16 protein-coding genes are annotated in these 14,680 nt (G+C 41.6%); 14 read left to right on the forward strand and 2 right to left on the reverse strand.

What is annotated here, in order from left to right; genetic code table 11:
* The first annotated feature begins 218 nt into the window (after nt 1–218).
* The 7 genes from HOP08_16220 (at nt 219) to HOP08_16250 (ending at nt 6,452) form a co-directional block, all read left to right on the forward strand.
* On the forward strand, nt 219–860 hold the full coding sequence (locus HOP08_16220; GenBank protein ID NOT76474.1) for a hypothetical protein: 642 nt from the start codon (nt 219–221) through the stop codon (nt 858–860).
* Between the two features lie 13 nt (nt 861–873).
* Complete coding sequence (locus tag HOP08_16225; protein ID NOT76475.1) at nt 874–1,953, forward strand: aminotransferase class V-fold PLP-dependent enzyme; 1,080 nt, start codon at nt 874–876, stop codon at nt 1,951–1,953.
* Between the two features lie 57 nt (nt 1,954–2,010).
* Nucleotides 2,011–2,550 carry a sigma-70 family RNA polymerase sigma factor gene (locus HOP08_16230; protein ID NOT76476.1) on the forward strand — a complete coding sequence of 180 codons (540 nt, stop codon included), beginning with the start codon at nt 2,011–2,013 and terminating at the stop codon, nt 2,548–2,550.
* Between the two features lie 35 nt (nt 2,551–2,585).
* On the forward strand, nt 2,586–3,008 hold the full coding sequence (locus tag HOP08_16235; protein NOT76477.1) for a hypothetical protein: 423 nt from the start codon (nt 2,586–2,588) through the stop codon (nt 3,006–3,008).
* 5 nt (nt 3,009–3,013) lie between these two features.
* A complete protein-coding gene (locus HOP08_16240; protein ID NOT76478.1) occupies nt 3,014–3,550 on the forward strand; it encodes a hypothetical protein in 537 nt (178 codons plus the stop codon).
* Between the two features lie 14 nt (nt 3,551–3,564).
* Nucleotides 3,565–4,530 (forward strand): hypothetical protein, encoded by a 966-nt coding sequence (locus HOP08_16245; protein NOT76479.1) that lies wholly within the window; start codon nt 3,565–3,567, stop codon nt 4,528–4,530.
* 65 nt (nt 4,531–4,595) lie between these two features.
* On the forward strand, nt 4,596–6,452 hold the full coding sequence (locus tag HOP08_16250) for a M1 family metallopeptidase (protein ID NOT76480.1): 1,857 nt from the start codon (nt 4,596–4,598) through the stop codon (nt 6,450–6,452).
* A gap of 44 nt (nt 6,453–6,496) precedes the next feature.
* Here HOP08_16250 and HOP08_16255 read toward each other — a convergent pair whose 3' ends face one another.
* Nucleotides 6,497–8,290, reverse strand: coding sequence for a hypothetical protein (locus HOP08_16255; protein ID NOT76481.1), 1,794 nt, complete (start codon nt 8,288–8,290; stop codon nt 6,497–6,499).
* A 46-nt stretch (nt 8,291–8,336) separates the two neighbouring features.
* On the opposite strand from HOP08_16255, the gene HOP08_16260 reads away from it, so the two are divergent.
* From HOP08_16260 to HOP08_16290, 7 genes are read left to right on the forward strand one after another with little or no spacing between them, the layout of a single operon-like run.
* On the forward strand, nt 8,337–8,954 hold the full coding sequence (locus tag HOP08_16260) for a TlpA family protein disulfide reductase (protein ID NOT76482.1): 618 nt from the start codon (nt 8,337–8,339) through the stop codon (nt 8,952–8,954).
* Between the two features lie 20 nt (nt 8,955–8,974).
* Nucleotides 8,975–9,751 carry an SDR family oxidoreductase gene (locus HOP08_16265; GenBank protein NOT76483.1) on the forward strand — a complete coding sequence of 259 codons (777 nt, stop codon included), beginning with the start codon at nt 8,975–8,977 and terminating at the stop codon, nt 9,749–9,751.
* A gap of 4 nt (nt 9,752–9,755) precedes the next feature.
* Complete coding sequence (locus tag HOP08_16270) at nt 9,756–10,598, forward strand: fumarylacetoacetate hydrolase family protein (GenBank protein ID NOT76484.1); 843 nt, start codon at nt 9,756–9,758, stop codon at nt 10,596–10,598.
* 5 nt (nt 10,599–10,603) lie between these two features.
* Nucleotides 10,604–11,428, forward strand: a complete 825-nt coding sequence (locus HOP08_16275; GenBank protein NOT76485.1) for an amidohydrolase family protein — start codon at nt 10,604–10,606, stop codon at nt 11,426–11,428.
* Nucleotides 11,429–11,460: 32 nt separating this feature from the next.
* Entirely contained in the window at nt 11,461–12,228 is a 768-nt protein-coding gene (locus tag HOP08_16280) for an SDR family oxidoreductase (GenBank protein NOT76486.1), read from the forward strand.
* Nucleotides 12,229–12,247: 19 nt separating this feature from the next.
* Nucleotides 12,248–13,597, forward strand: a complete 1,350-nt coding sequence (gene fucP / locus HOP08_16285; GenBank protein ID NOT76487.1) for an L-fucose:H+ symporter permease — start codon at nt 12,248–12,250, stop codon at nt 13,595–13,597.
* Between the two features lies 1 nt (nt 13,598).
* Nucleotides 13,599–13,928, forward strand: coding sequence for an L-rhamnose mutarotase (locus tag HOP08_16290; protein ID NOT76488.1), 330 nt, complete (start codon nt 13,599–13,601; stop codon nt 13,926–13,928).
* Here HOP08_16290 and HOP08_16295 read toward each other — a convergent pair.
* On the reverse strand, nt 13,925–14,614 hold the full coding sequence (locus tag HOP08_16295) for an NAD-dependent deacylase (GenBank protein ID NOT76489.1): 690 nt from the start codon (nt 14,612–14,614) through the stop codon (nt 13,925–13,927). The two genes, HOP08_16290 and HOP08_16295, sit on opposite strands and share 4 nt — an antisense overlap.
* Nucleotides 14,615–14,680: the final 66 nt, after the last annotated feature.

Here is a 14,680-nt window from a genome sequence, read left to right on the forward strand (position 1 = left end):
CAGGGTGAAGCCTGATTTTGTTTGACAACTATGCTCGGATTTGTATTATATGTTGAGTTCAGCAAACGTGTCCCACATCCATGTGGATTTCTGGATCAAAGAAACATAAATCTTATACCAATATCAGTGTTGATTTCATTCTATTTTTTTTGTAGCGATAACTATTTTTGATGGCATTATTATTGCTAAAAAGCTTACTTAAATTACAAACCTCCTCTATGAAATATTTACAAAAGTCTTTGATCCTTTTCCTGTTCAGTTTTGTCGCTTTGCATGCGCAAGCACAGGAAGCACCCAAAACTTATAGCCATGACATAGGCTTCAATGCAATTGTATTTCAGAATTTCTTTGGAAGTGGAAGTGCTCCATTCACCATCTTGTATAAGAAATATTCATCCGAAAATAAAGCAACCCGTCTCGGGCTTTCTACTTCTTTAAATTTCCAAAGCGCAAAGGCCACCCCTTCTAATGTTTCTTATACCACCAATAACAATGCAAGCGTTTCTCTCATCATTGGCAAGGAAAGTCAGCAGGTAATTTCAGAAAGATGGGTATGGTTTTTTGGAGGAGATCTGATCCCCAATTTCTCATATTCAAAATTTGATCAGTTTGATCCTACCAACTCCGATACACCTTTAAACACAGTCATAAGTTATGGTTTGGACATTCGTCCTTTCCTTGGTTTGAGATTCAATATCAACCCGAGGTTGTATATTGCCACAGAATTTTCAGGGATCCTGGGATACCGTCACACAGATCGCAAAATAAAATTCCCAACACAGACGAATGAACTTAATACTGATGACTTGAATCTCTCTCTTGTTCCGGCGTCAGCACTTTTTCTTTTTTACAGATTTTAACAGGCATTCATAGATTGATTCAATGGTCAACTTCACTCCCGGCCCTTCACAGCTTTACTTCACTGTTGCAGATCACCTTAAGAAAGGATTTAAAGACGGCATCCCGTCACTTTCTCACAGAAGCAAACAATTTGAATCAATCTTTGCTCGTACCACCAACGGACTTCGGGAGTTACTCGACATTCCTTCTGATTATTCAATCGTCTTTACGGGTTCAGCAACTGAAATATGGGAACGCATCATTCAAAATCTGGTAGAAGAGAAATCCCATCATTTTGTGAATGGCGCTTTTTCAAAACGTTTCTTTGAGATCGCTCAGCAACTGAATAAAAAATCCACCAAAACAGAAGTACCCGCAGGAAGTAGTTTTGCTGACTCCATTTCTATTCCGGAAGGAACAGAATTGATTGCACTTACACATAATGAAACCAGCACCGGGGTTTCATTGTCACTTCCATTTATTCATTCATTCAAAGAGAATAACCAGGAGTGCCTTGTGGCGGTCGATGCTGTAAGCTCACTACCCTACCCATCTTTTGATTTCACAAAAATTGATTCAGTTTTTTTCTCGATTCAAAAGGGTTTTGGATTACCTGCCGGTCTGGGTGTCTGGATATTCAATAGGAGATGTCTTGATAAGGCAAATCAACTGTTGGCAAAAGGGATTTCCATTGGAAGCTTTCACACCCTTCCATTGCTTCATGCCAACGCTCAAAAAAATCAGACACCGGAGACGCCAAATGTTCTGGCCATCTATCTGCTCGGAAAAGTCGTAAGTGATTTCCTTGTACGTGGCGCAACAACGATGCGTCAGGAGACTCAATATAAAGCTGCACTTCTTTACAAGGCCCTGGAAGATCATACTGCTATAAAACCTTTTGTTGCCGATAAGCACAACCGCTCAAAAACAGTAATCGTAGCGGAGACGGGTGATCGCACAGAAGAGCTTACCTCCTTTCTGCAGACACGCGGATTTTTCCCGGGGGAAGGTTATGGTTCTTCAAAGAAAAACCAATTGAGGTTTGCCAATTTTCCCGCCCACTCCAAAGAGCAATTCGAAAGTCTTGTGGATGCCCTTTCAACTTTTAAATAGGGCATTTTAAACTATTAGTCTGTATTATTGTCTAACCGACAGTTTTAGAAAAAACGCTTGGACGATAAAGAGCTCTTAGCCAAGATCAGGAACCCGGAAACAAGAAACTACGGGTTCAATATGCTGGTGCGTTCGTATCAGCAAAAGGTCTATGGGCTCGTGCGTAAAATGGTGATCGATCACGATGACGCGGATGATATTACTCAGGAAGTATTCATCAAAGTACACAAATCAATAGATGGGTTTCGCGAAGACTCTCAACTTTACACCTGGATATTCCGGATTGCTACCAACGAATCTTTAACATTCCTCAATAAAAAGAGAAGGAGATTTTTCCTTCCCATTGAAGACATTGGAAAGGAACTTTCTGCGAAGATCGATACCTCTCCTGATATCGGAGGAGATGAGATTCAGAAAAAACTACAAAAGGCATTGTTGACGCTTCCCGATAAACAAAGGCTGGTGTTCAACTTAAAATATTATGAAGAAATGTCATACGAAGAAATGTCCAGCGTGACGGGTACCTCAGAGGGCGCTTTGAAAGCGAGCTACCACCATGCAGTGAAGAAAATAGAGGAATTTTTAAAGAATGATTAAACCTAAAGGGCAATAAACAGTCAAAGAAACCAGGAATGAGAAAATTAGAAGACATACCGAAAAAAGACCTTTTTGAAGCTCCGGAGGGCTATTTTGATCGCCTTCCTGGAATTATCCAGACACGGGTGGCAGAATCTGAAAAGCAATCAGCATGGCTGCCTTATTTCACTACCAGTCTGAAATACGCTCTTCCGGTTCTGGTAATAGGGATTGGAGCGATCTTCTATTGGCAACAGCCGGAAGCACAATCCGCTGAGACTTTACTGACTTCCATTGACACTACCCAGTTGGTTGCTTATCTTGATGAAAGCGATGTCAGTCTGGATGATCTGCTTGAAAGTGTTCCGTTGGATCAAATTGAAGCAGATGCAATTGATCAAAACCCTATCAATAAAATAATCATTGACGAGGAAGATCTCGAAGATTTATCAAATGAATTCGGAGCTGACTATTTCTAAGCATTATGAAACACCATAAGAACATTCTTTTTACATTTCTTCTTGTGCTCACTTCTCTTGGGGCTATCGCTCAGGAGACAGAAGAACTTCCTCAGGATATCCCTCAAACTGTGGATCCCAAGGTTCGCGACAAAATCAATGCAGCACGCATTGCCTTGATCTCAACAAGACTTGGACTTACTCCTGCACAAGCTGAAAAGTTCTGGCCTATCTACAATGAATTCTCTCAAAAGAGAATTGAGAAACGCCAGGAGTTCCGTCGTGCTCAACAGGAAGTAGACCCTAATAATCCCAATCCTGAAAAAGAAAAAGAGCTTGTAAGAATCGGGCTGAAATTAAAACAGGACGAGGTAGATCTTGAAAAGGATTATTCCGGAAGAATCATGAATATAATCACCGCCCAGCAATTGCTACGTTTGCGAAAGGCAGAGGGTGAGTTTCGTCAACTGATACTCAACCAACTTCAGCAGAGAAGGGGACTTCAGCAACGCAAAGAAATTTTGCGGGATAAAAATCAACGTCTTCGTCCCAATAAACAATGATCTGAACCAGAAGCTTGAAAAAAGCGCTCACGATTTCAGTATTCATCCTGACAGCGTGCTTCTCCTCTACCCAGGCGCAGCGCGCTGATTCGTTATTTTTAAAAACTGACTCTGCAACACTCGAATCGCTTACAGAATACTTTACTCATGAGGATTCATTAGCAATATTTGATCTGATCGACAGTTTGCTGAAGGCAGAGCCTGAAAAGGATAAATCACAAATGGCTGTGCGCATTGGTTACAACAGCAACATCGTTGCGGACAACAGTACTTTTAATATAAGTCAGTTTGGACTGGCTCCTGGTATCTCCTACTATCATAAATCAGGAGCTTATGCAGATTTCACTACTTACTGGAGTAAAGAGTATCAACCCAACTTCTATCTCAATATAGCTTCCGCCGGATACCTTCATACTTTTAATAAATGGTATTCCATCCTGGGCGAATACAGTCATTACTTTTATAATCAGCCTAATGATAGCACTGTATACATTCCTTACAAGAACAACATAGGGATTACCAATTACTTCGAGTTCAAAAGTATTGTCTTCAGACTCGATTACTATCTCTACTTTGGTGATAAGACCGCACATCGGATTATGCCCAGTCTAGGTGTCAATCTCACCAGGAGAAAATGGCTTGGATTTGACAGAATATCTTTCTATCCAAATCTTAATGTCCTGTATGGCACAGAAGAAATTACTGAGCAAGAAGTTTATCCTCTTCTTAAATTGCTTTTGATCCGGGCATACAATCAAAATCATCCCGATGCCAAACTCAAGTATTATTCAGAAACCACTCATACGGCATTTGGAGTAATGAATTATTCCCTTTCCGCCCCCATCAGTTTTACAAAGAAAGACTGGACATTCTTATTGAGCTATAATTACAATATCCCAAAAAGCCTGCAGGGGGAAGACACAAGCCTTCAAAACGGAGGATATGTCTCTTTTTCGATCACACGCTACTTCGCTTTTTAACCAGCTGTCAAAGATTTCTTTGCGCACAGGCTGGGTTTTGATACTTTTCAATTTCAATTTATTGTATGAAAAAGACTATTGTATCCCTCCTGATTATCCTATCTGTAACATTTTGCTTTGGCCAGGATTATCGCTGGCAGCAAAGAGTAGAATACACCATGAACGTCCACCTGGATGTTGCATCCGGCCAGATGTCAGGCACTCAGAAACTTGTATATTTTAATAATTCACCTGACACCTTAACCAAGGTGTACTACCATTTATACTTCAATGCTTTTCAACCAGGAAGTATGATGGATGTAAGATCAAGAGCTTTGGCTGACCCCGATCGTCGGGTAGCAGATCGCATTTCAAAGTTGTCAGATAAAGAAATTGGCTATCAGCATATCCTTTCGCTCACACAGGATAGCAAATCAACGACGTTCAATATTCAAGGAACTGTTCTGGAGGTAACACTTGCCAAACCCATACTTCCTAAAACAAAGACAGTATTCGATATGAAGTTTGAATCTCAGGTGCCATTACAAGTAAGGAGATCCGGACGTGACAATCGTGAGGGCATTGCCTACTCCATGACCCAATGGTATCCCAAGCTTGCCGAGTATGACTTTCAGGGATGGCATGCCTATCAATACGTTGCCCGTGAATTTCATGGAGTGTGGGGTGATTTTGATGTCACGATTTCAATCGATCCTGCTTTTATTATTGCCGGAACCGGAAAGCTTCAGAATCCTGAAAAGATAGGGTTCGGATATGAAAAACCGGGAAGCCTGGTAACTAAATCATCAGGAGATCTGAGTTGGCATTTCAATGCTAAAAATGTGATTGATTTTGCCTGGACTGCGGATCCTGATTACACACATGATCGTGTTATGGTACCGGATGGACCTGAACTTCACTTCTTTTATCAGAAGAATGAAAAGACTAAGGATACATGGAAAAAAATGGAAGAGTATGCTGTCAGGAACTTTCAATACATGAATCAGCATTTTGGAAAGTATCCTTTCGATACGTACTCCATCATTCAGGGTGGTGATGGTGGAATGGAATATCCTATGTGTACCCTAATCCTGGGCGAAGGAACCCTTGCTGGCCTGACAGGCACCATGGCACATGAAGTTGCACACAGCTGGTTTCAGATGACCCTGGCATCCAATGAATCATTGTACAGCTGGATGGATGAGGGATTCTCTGATTTTGCCAGTGGAGAAGCTTATGCATCTTATATGAATTGGGAGAATCCTCACGCTGGAAGTTATGCGGCCTATTTTTCATTAGTGGCAAGCGGATTACAGGAGCCAGCATCGCAGGCTGCGGATCATTTCAATACCAATCGTGCGTACAGTACGACGTCTTATTCAATGGGTGCCGTGTTCCTTTATCAGCTCAGCTATATCATTGGGAAAGAGAATTTTGAAAAAGGAATGATTCGCTACTACAACACCTGGAAAATGAAGCATCCCGAGCCAAATGATTTTGTCCGTGTGATGGAGAAAACTTCAGGACTTCAGCTTCACTGGTACCTGCGTTACTGGATTGGTACTACAAAGAAAATCGATTACGGAATCAATAGTGTCACGGAAAGAGATGGCAATAGTTTTGTAACATTGGAAAGAGTTGGGGAATTTCCGATGCCGGTTGATCTGCTGGTAACATATGCTGATGGAACGAAAGAGATGTTCTATGTTTCCATGAATGAGCTACTCGGGAATAAGCCTCAGGAGGATAAAAATATTCCACGAACAGTATCTTCTCCGTGGCCCTGGGTTAATCCAAGCTATGTTTTAAAGATTAATAAACCGGCAGCTTCTGTTACTTCCATTGAAATTGATCCGAGCCTTAGAATGGCAGATATTAATCGAAAGAATAATAAATGGATTGCTGCCGAGAAAACAACGGAATATAAAAATCAACCAAAGTAGAAATCCTGGATACCGCCATTGGTAAATAGGAAAGATTAGATTTCTTACTTAATGACCTTACCGGATTTATCAAAAACAGTGGTGAATATCTCACCTAATGAGCTTTTAGTTTTCACAGAAAGTTCAAAAGTCTCAGGTGAGAAGAATAGCCCTGCTGGTATCTGGTCAAAGCCATAGTTTACACTCCAGGCCAGCCCTTCCTGCTTGTAAATCTTTACAATAGTAGCGGGGTACTTCTCTTTGATCTTTGTCTCAGAGTAATGGATAATGAATGTCACAAGTCCTTTCTCATCCTGAGCAGCATAGGCTTTTGCAAAGGGGACGTTTCTCCTCTTAAAAGCTTGTTTATCAACCAGATATGTTGATTTCAGTGGAGCTTTTCTCGATGGCAAAATCGGGTAAAAATATCCCGCTCCCAGTGAATCAGCATATTGCAATCCCACCGTAAACTTCTCTTCCTGAACAACCATTGGCTTGAACCTCGATGTCAAAGGCACCTCCATAAACAAGGGAATAGAATCTGTTCCATTGATGATCCAGCGTAGTGACTCTGTACGTTTCTTAAGATCATTCTCCTGCTTCACGACCTCACGAATAGCATAATCCTTGGTGGTCTTTATCAGGCTTGCCAGAACAGCCGGTGTTCCATATGCTTTCGTAACAAAGTGCTTATAGTTCTCTGATTCCTCTTCAAGGTTGGCAGATTGTAAGAGTGCAGATACGCTGTCCATCTTCTTTGCAAGCTGGAGTTGTCGTTTAACAGCATCAATGTGCAATGATACTCTCATTGAGTCCTTTATTGAACGATCTTCAACGATCTGAGAACCATATTCAAGTTCTGAGATTTTCATTTCAAAGACCTTCAGTGGCATTGGCTGAGGATCAATTTTTTTCAATTCAGGAAAAGCAATCTTCTGGCGAATCGCTACAAGATCTTTTTTCACGGACGTCGAATCTTTCTTAAGCTTTTGCTGAAGAGCATTGATCTCTCCATCCATAGCCACAAGATTGTCCTTCATGGGGGTCATCTCCTTTTCAATAAACTCAAGGCTCTCAAGACTCCATCTTTTAAAGTCCCATATCTTAAGATCATCCTTGTAAAAGTCGGCGGGTGAATCACCATCCTTCTTAAAATCAACTATATTTTGTGGATCCAGATCCTGGTTATATCCGGTCTTGTCAAGTGCTTGCGCTGTCGCCTTGTAATCATTAAAGCTCATGTGACATGAATCATAAGCCTGAGCTATGTGTCCCAGATCAGTCACAAGCTTTTCGTCTGCTCTGAGAAGAAGTTCCTTGCGGCTTGGATAGCTTTTTTGGATGTCAGTGAATCTCTTTTGAGCATGATAATATGCGTTGCTGGCAGAGGTTAGCTGATACTTCATAGCAACGATCATGGCACCGCGCTCTTTAAGCTTCAACCTGGTCTCCAGATCAAGCTTGGCGTCAGAGAGCGTAATATCGAATTTACCTGTTCTGAAATTGCGTCGACTGTAAATCTCATAATACTCCTCATTGCGACTGAGCTCTTTTTCCGTCATGCCTTTATTGACCCTGTCAAAATAGAAGACAGCGGAATCCAGATTGGTCACCAAAGCTTTGGTTTCCTTAAGCATGTCCATTTTAGCGGCCTTTTCCTGATATACGATACCCAGGTAAAGGCTTGCATTCAAATGTTCGGGATTTTCCTTTACAAATTTCTTAAGGAAAGGCTCTGCCTGATCGTATTGTTTTGCATTCAGTAGCACAAAGAGGTCTTTGTACTTGATTTTTTGCCCGAAGGCTGCAGAGGATAAAGTAATTAACAGAAAGGCAGAGAGGAGTGATTTAATATTCATTTTTGAATTCTAAATTGAAGCCAAATTACTCAAATAATCACATTTGATGAATTACAAAGACCGCTCCAAAATCATCTTTTTTAAGATTTTAAGTTTTTTTAAGCCGTTTGCACTGGTATTTCTCATCATTGCGCTGCTCCAGGCTACCGGATTGCTCAGCACCGTGTCCTATGCAGGCCAATGGGCCATTCTCCAGACGGGCTTAAAGGATGCTTCAGATGAAGTTTCTGATGCTGATGAAAAGTTCGATTATGAGTTTACGATTAAGGATATGGAAGGCAACAAGATTGACTTCTCCAAATTCAGGAACAAGGTCCTTTTCATAAATGTGTGGGCGACATGGTGTGGTCCATGCCGTGCAGAAATGGCCAGCATTCAAAAGCTTTATGATAAAATCAATAAGGATAAAGTGACTTTCATTATGCTCTCAATGGATAGGGATAGTGACAAAGGAAAGATTGTTAGTTATCTCAAAGGGAAAGGATTTACATTCGGAGCTTATCAGCCTTCTGGCTATCTGCCGAAGCAACTTCAGGTTCCCTCCATTCCTACCACCTTCATTATCTCAAAGGCAGGAAATATTGTACGAAAGGAAGTAGGCAGTATGCGATATGACACTTCAAAGTTTCAGAAATTTCTTGAAGATCTGAGCGCCGGCCAATAGTCGATCTCTCTTTTAATATGATCTTTAGTCTATCCAAAAAAATAGCAGTCATCGCCGGTGGCGGGAGCGGTATTGGCAAAGCCATTGCTGAACGTTTTGCTTTGCAAGGAGCAATTGTTTGCATTGTTGATGTAAATGAATCAGCTGCCACAAATCTTGCTTCCTCTATTAACAATGAAGGAGGCAGCGCAATGGCACTTCAATGTAATGTCACAGATCAGGATTCAGTAATCAAAACGTTTGAGCAGATCGTTCAAACTTTCGGCAGAGTGGATATTCTTGTGAACAGCGTAGGCATCGCTAATATTGGTAAGTTGGAATCAACTTCTGAAGCAGATTTTGATAAGATCTTTCAGATCAATGTAAAGGGCACTTACAATACCATGTATGCGGCAATCCAATACATGAAGAAGCAACAGAAGGCTGTCATTCTGAATATTGCTTCCATCGCTTCGATTGTTGGACTTGCTGATCGTTTTGCTTACAGCATGAGTAAAGGTGCTATTAGCAGCATGACACTCTCAGTAGCAAGAGATTACGTAAAAGAAGGCATCCGGTGTAACAGCATCTCTCCTGCCCGTGTCCATACTCCGTTTGTTGATGGTTTCCTGCAGGAAAATTATCCTGGCAAAGAGAAGGAAATCTTTGAAAAACTGTCTCAGCTTCAGCCTATTGGCCGTATGGGCAAACCGGAAGAAGTGGCTTATCTTGCATTATATCTGTGTTCGGATGAATCGGCCTTTGTAACAGGATGTGATTACCCGATCGATGGTGGCTTTATAAAACTCAATACCTGAACGCATGAAGCTTGTACGCTATGGAGATCCAGGAGAAGAATTGCCGGGGATTCTATTAAAAGGAAAGATTGTCGATGTCGATGGCTTTGGTGAGGATTTCGGAGAGGAGTTCTTCAAGACTGATGGTGTCGGTCGACTTAAAAAATGGGTTGAGAAAAATCTCAAATCTCTTCATGTAAATACGGATCCTCAGCGATTCGGTCCACCGGTCATGAGGCCATCAAAGATAATATGCATTGGACTCAACTATGTTGATCATGCTCAGGAAGCAAACATGGAATTACCAAAAGAACCCATCCTGTTTTTTAAATCCACGAGTGCGCTGACAGGACCTAATGACAATCTAATCATTCCCAAGAACAGCGTTAAGACAGATTGGGAAGTAGAACTTGCTGTAGTCATCGGAAAAAAAGCTGCTTACATTTCAGAAGAAGAAGCGCCGAATCACATTGCTGGATATTGTCTTCACAATGATTACAGTGAAAGGGAATTTCAACTTGAGCGTGGTGGTCAATGGGTGAAAGGGAAAAGCTGTGATTCATTCGCTCCCTTGGGACCTTACCTTATGACTCCTGGAGAGATTCATGACATTAATAATCTTAAAATGTGGCTGAAGGTCAACGGTAAAATGATGCAGGACAGCAATTCGAAGCATCTTGTTTTCAAAATTCCGTATCTGATAAGTTATATAAGCCAATTTATGACTTTGCTTCCGGGAGACGTGATCTCTACAGGAACACCAGCAGGCGTTGGGATGGGGATGAAGCCTCCCCTCTATCTCAAAAAAGGTGATGTTGTTGAGTTAGGAATCGAAGGACTTGGCGAACAACGACAGGTAGCGATTTAGACTCCATGACTATTGACGCGCACCAGCATTTCTGGAACTATCAACCCCGTCGCGACACCTGGATAACAGAGGATATGAGTTTATTAAGGAGAGATTTCTTTCCCGAAGACCTGTCTCCTATTCTTAAGAAAAATAAAATTGAAGGTTGTGTCGCGGTCCAGGCAGATCAATCTGAAAAAGAAACCGACTTTCTAATCAGGTGTGCTAACCAGCATTCTTTCATAAAAGGAATTATTGGCTGGACCGATTTTCAATCTCCTGGTGTGCAGGCAAGGTTGGAATACTACTACCAGTTTCAGGAAATAAAAGGGTTTCGTCACATGCTCCAGTCAGAGTCAGACGAATTCATGATGGATCAAAATTTCATGAATGGAATTCAGTACCTCGAACAGTACAATTTCACTTACGATATTGTTATTCATGCAGAACAGCTGGCAGCCACTCTGGCTTTTGTGAAGAAGTTTCCCAACCAGTCCTTTGTAATTGATCATCTTGCCAAACCACACATTCGTCAACAGCAATTAAAATCCTGGAAACAGGATCTTCAGCAGATCGCAATGCATGAGAATGTTTATTGTAAAGTTTCAGGGCTAACAACAGAAGCTGACTGGAAGAACTGGAAGGTAACAGACTTCAAACCGTATCTTGAAACAGTGCTGGAAGCTTTTGGACCAAAGCGATTAATGTATGGATCAGACTGGCCTGTATGCCTGCTGGCAGCCGAATATGAAGATCAGCTTGCGATTGTCAAGCAGTTTATAGAGCCACTATCTCCATCCGAAAAAAAATTGATCATGGGCGACAATGCCGTGCGTTTTTATCATCTTTAATCATCGAATTATTTTAATAACAATATCCCTGGATGGATCTTCATTTAAAAAATAAAGTATTTCTCGTTTCCGGTGGTGCTAAAGGAATTGGAAAGGCTGTATGTCTTCAGCTTCTGGAAGAGGGTGCTGTGCCCGTAATTCTGGACAAGGATGAAACAGCGGGAAAAGCGTTTACAAAGGAATTCCCACGCGCACATTTTATCGCGATCGATCTCAATGATGAATTTGCCTGCAAGAAAGCAATTGACAAAGCAGATAAGACACTTGGACACATTGATGGTCTGGTGAATAATGCAGGAGGTAATGACAGTGTAGGTTTAGAGAAAGGCACTCCCCAGAAGTTTCTTCAATCTCTAACTAATAACATTGGTCATTATTATTTCCTCGCACATCACATACTCTCCTATCTGAAGAAATCCCATGGAAGTATTGTTAATGTAAGTTCGAAAGTCGCGCTGGCAGGACAGGGAAACACTTCAGGGTACGCTGCAGCAAAAGGTGGAATAATGGCCTTAACACGTGAATGGGCAGCAGAACTTTCACCCTTTTCTATCCGCGTAAATGCAGTTGTGCCAGCAGAAGTCTGGACTCCGATGTATGAGACTTGGTTAAAATCATTTCCCGATCCATTGAATAAGAAACTTCAAATTGAAAGTAAAATTCCGCTGGGCAATCGGATGACAACGCCTGAAGAGATTGCCAACATGATTGTATTTCTCCTGTCGGATCGTTGTAGTCATGTCACAGGCCAATGGATCAGTCCGGATGGTGGATATGTACATCTTGATCGTTCTCTCTAGTGCTTAAGCTTTAAAACGAATGACTCTACCCTCAACAGAAAATACCAACTCAGGATCAGGACAAGCATCAGACAAAAGCTATCTGATTCCATTCATTCTGGTAACAAGTCTTTTCTTTCTTTGGGGTGTGGCGAATAGTTTAAATGGAACACTCATTCGTCATTTTCAAACTGCATTATCACTTTCAAAAGCACAGGCAGGATTTATTGATACCGCTTTTTACATGGGATATTTTACCATGGCACTTCCGGCTGGCTTTCTACTCAATAGAATTGGTTATAAGAAGGGTATTATCATTGGCCTGCTTCTTTTTGCATTAGGTGCATCTCTTTTCTACCCTGCAGCAGAAGTTCGTGTTTATGCATTCTTTCTTGCAGCACTATATATTCTCGCTTGTGGCTTGGCATTTTTAGAAACAGCTGCTAATCCTTACGTCATCGTATTAGGGGATTCTGATTCAGCGACAAAGAGAATAAATTTTGCCCAGTCATTTAATGGATTGAGTACCATTCTCGGCCCCATGATTGGAAGTCTTTTCATTTACAGCTCAGTTGAGTACACCAATACAATGCTGGATTCGATGCCCGCAGCCCAGGCCGAAGCAATCAGAATTTCAGAAGCTCATTCTGTTCAGGGACCATATCTGATGCTGGCAGGTGTTGTGTTATTCATCGCAATTCTTTTTTCATTGGTAAAAATGCCAGAGATATCTTCCCCATCGGAGTCGACTGCATCCATGAAAGGTATCTTCAGACACAGGCATCTCATTTTCGGCATCCTTGCGCAATTCTTTTATGTTGGAGCCCAAGCTTCGATCTGGGGATACGTTGTTGATCTCAAGCTCTTCATGTCTCATGACGTAGATCTGGGAATTGTAAGAACATTGTACCAGATATCAAGTGAGATGACTCCTACTCAAATCGCAGGTTTTCATGCCTCCTTTGGTTCAGCACTCTTTATGCTGGGCAGATTTTTTGGTACCTGGCTTCTTACAAAGTTTGCAGCGAACAAGCTTCTGGCTGTCTATGCTTTCATATGTCTTGTTCTATTAGGATTTGCATGGATGAATACAGGATTGATTGCATTCTCAGCAGTACTTCTAACGTACTTCTTTATGTCCATTATGTTTCCGACAATTTTCTCACTTGCTATTAAAGATCTTGGTAGTCAGGTGAAACTCGGATCTTCATTGGTAATTATGGCAATTGTTGGAGGCGCAGTGCTTGCACCCGTTACTGGCTGGATCTCATCCACCGGAATGCAGAATGCCCTGATTGTTCCCTGGATAGGATTTTCATTTATCATGTTCTTTGGTTTGAAAGGATATAGCGTCCGGCCCCAGTCTCCAACTTTCAACTCCACAAATTAATATGCTGCGCTACTGCTTCGCACTTGATCTTAAAGACGATCCAAAACTGATCGATGAATACGATGCATATCATAAAAAAGTATGGCCTGAGATTGTTTCAACCATGAAAGAGGCCGGGATCAAACATCTGGAAATTTACAGAACCGGAAACAGGCTGTTCATGGTCATGGAAACAAAAGATAATTTCTCGTTGATCAGAAAAGGGGAAACGGACGCAATCAATTCAAAAGTTCAGGAGTGGGAAAAACTAATGTGGAATTATCAGCAAGCCTTACCAAACTCAAAACCCGGGGAGAAGTGGGTACTGATGACAAAAATATTTACACTTTAATCTTTCAATTTTAATTTCTCTTTCAGCATTTTCATTCCCACACTTGCTTTCTCCTGAATAAAAAAAGTATTGTGAATGTTCCTCATCTCCGGTGTTTTAGGATCCACAATATATTTCGGAGTATCATAAAGGACGTAGTCAATCAAACCTGCTGCAGGATACACTGCCATTGAAGTTCCTACCACAACAAAAATATCAGCGGTTGATACAATAGCAGCGGCAACTTCAATCATTGGAACCATCTCTCCGAACCAAACAATGTTAGGCCTTAGCTGCGAGCCTCTTTCACACTTATCGCCCATCCTTAATTCCCATCCCTTGATTGGATAGATCAATGTTTCATCCATTGTGCTGCGGGATTCAAACAGACTGCCATGAAGATGAAGTACTTTCGTTGAGCCTGCTCTTTCATGCAGATTATCAACGTTTTGAGTGATAATTGTCACATCAAAATCACTCTCCATCTCCGCAAGGATCTCATGGCCGCGATTGGGCTTTACTTCCAGTGCCTTCTTCCTTCTTTGATTATAAAAGTCAAGGACGAGCGCCTGGTTCTTGTGCCATCCTTCCGGCGTTGCCACATCTTCCACCCGATGTCCTTCCCACAAACCACCCGCATCACGGAATGTAGGAATGCCACTCTCCGCACTAATGCCTGCTCCGGAAAGAACAACCAGTTTTTGCATCATCGTATTGGTATGAATTCAATAAGCAACGTGATAACTTCTGACAACTCTCATCATCACATTACT

This window comes from Cyclobacteriaceae bacterium, from assembly GCA_013141055.1.
In the GTDB taxonomy this organism is placed as follows: domain Bacteria; phylum Bacteroidota; class Bacteroidia; order Cytophagales; family Cyclobacteriaceae; genus ELB16-189.

What these genes read in the sequence shown, in the direction of transcription:
- HOP08_16220 (NOT76474.1), top strand. Translation starts at nt 219, where the DNA reads ATGAAATATTTACAAAAGTCTTTGATCCTTTTCCTGTTCAGTTTTGTC.
- HOP08_16235 (NOT76477.1), top strand. Translation starts at nt 2,586, where the DNA reads ATGAGAAAATTAGAAGACATACCGAAAAAAGACCTTTTTGAAGCTCCG.
- HOP08_16240 (NOT76478.1), top strand. Translation starts at nt 3,014, where the DNA reads ATGAAACACCATAAGAACATTCTTTTTACATTTCTTCTTGTGCTCACT.
- HOP08_16250 (NOT76480.1), top strand. Translation starts at nt 4,596, where the DNA reads ATGAAAAAGACTATTGTATCCCTCCTGATTATCCTATCTGTAACATTT.
- HOP08_16255 (NOT76481.1), bottom strand. Translation starts at nt 8,290, where the DNA reads ATGAATATTAAATCACTCCTCTCTGCCTTTCTGTTAATTACTTTATCC.
- HOP08_16260 (NOT76482.1), top strand. Translation starts at nt 8,337, where the DNA reads ATGAATTACAAAGACCGCTCCAAAATCATCTTTTTTAAGATTTTAAGT.
- HOP08_16270 (NOT76484.1), top strand. Translation starts at nt 9,756, where the DNA reads ATGAAGCTTGTACGCTATGGAGATCCAGGAGAAGAATTGCCGGGGATT.
- HOP08_16275 (NOT76485.1), top strand. Translation starts at nt 10,604, where the DNA reads ATGACTATTGACGCGCACCAGCATTTCTGGAACTATCAACCCCGTCGC.
- HOP08_16280 (NOT76486.1), top strand. Translation starts at nt 11,461, where the DNA reads ATGGATCTTCATTTAAAAAATAAAGTATTTCTCGTTTCCGGTGGTGCT.
- fucP (NOT76487.1), top strand. Translation starts at nt 12,248, where the DNA reads ATGACTCTACCCTCAACAGAAAATACCAACTCAGGATCAGGACAAGCA.
- HOP08_16290 (NOT76488.1), top strand. Translation starts at nt 13,599, where the DNA reads ATGCTGCGCTACTGCTTCGCACTTGATCTTAAAGACGATCCAAAACTG.
- HOP08_16295 (NOT76489.1), bottom strand. Translation starts at nt 14,614, where the DNA reads ATGCAAAAACTGGTTGTTCTTTCCGGAGCAGGCATTAGTGCGGAGAGT.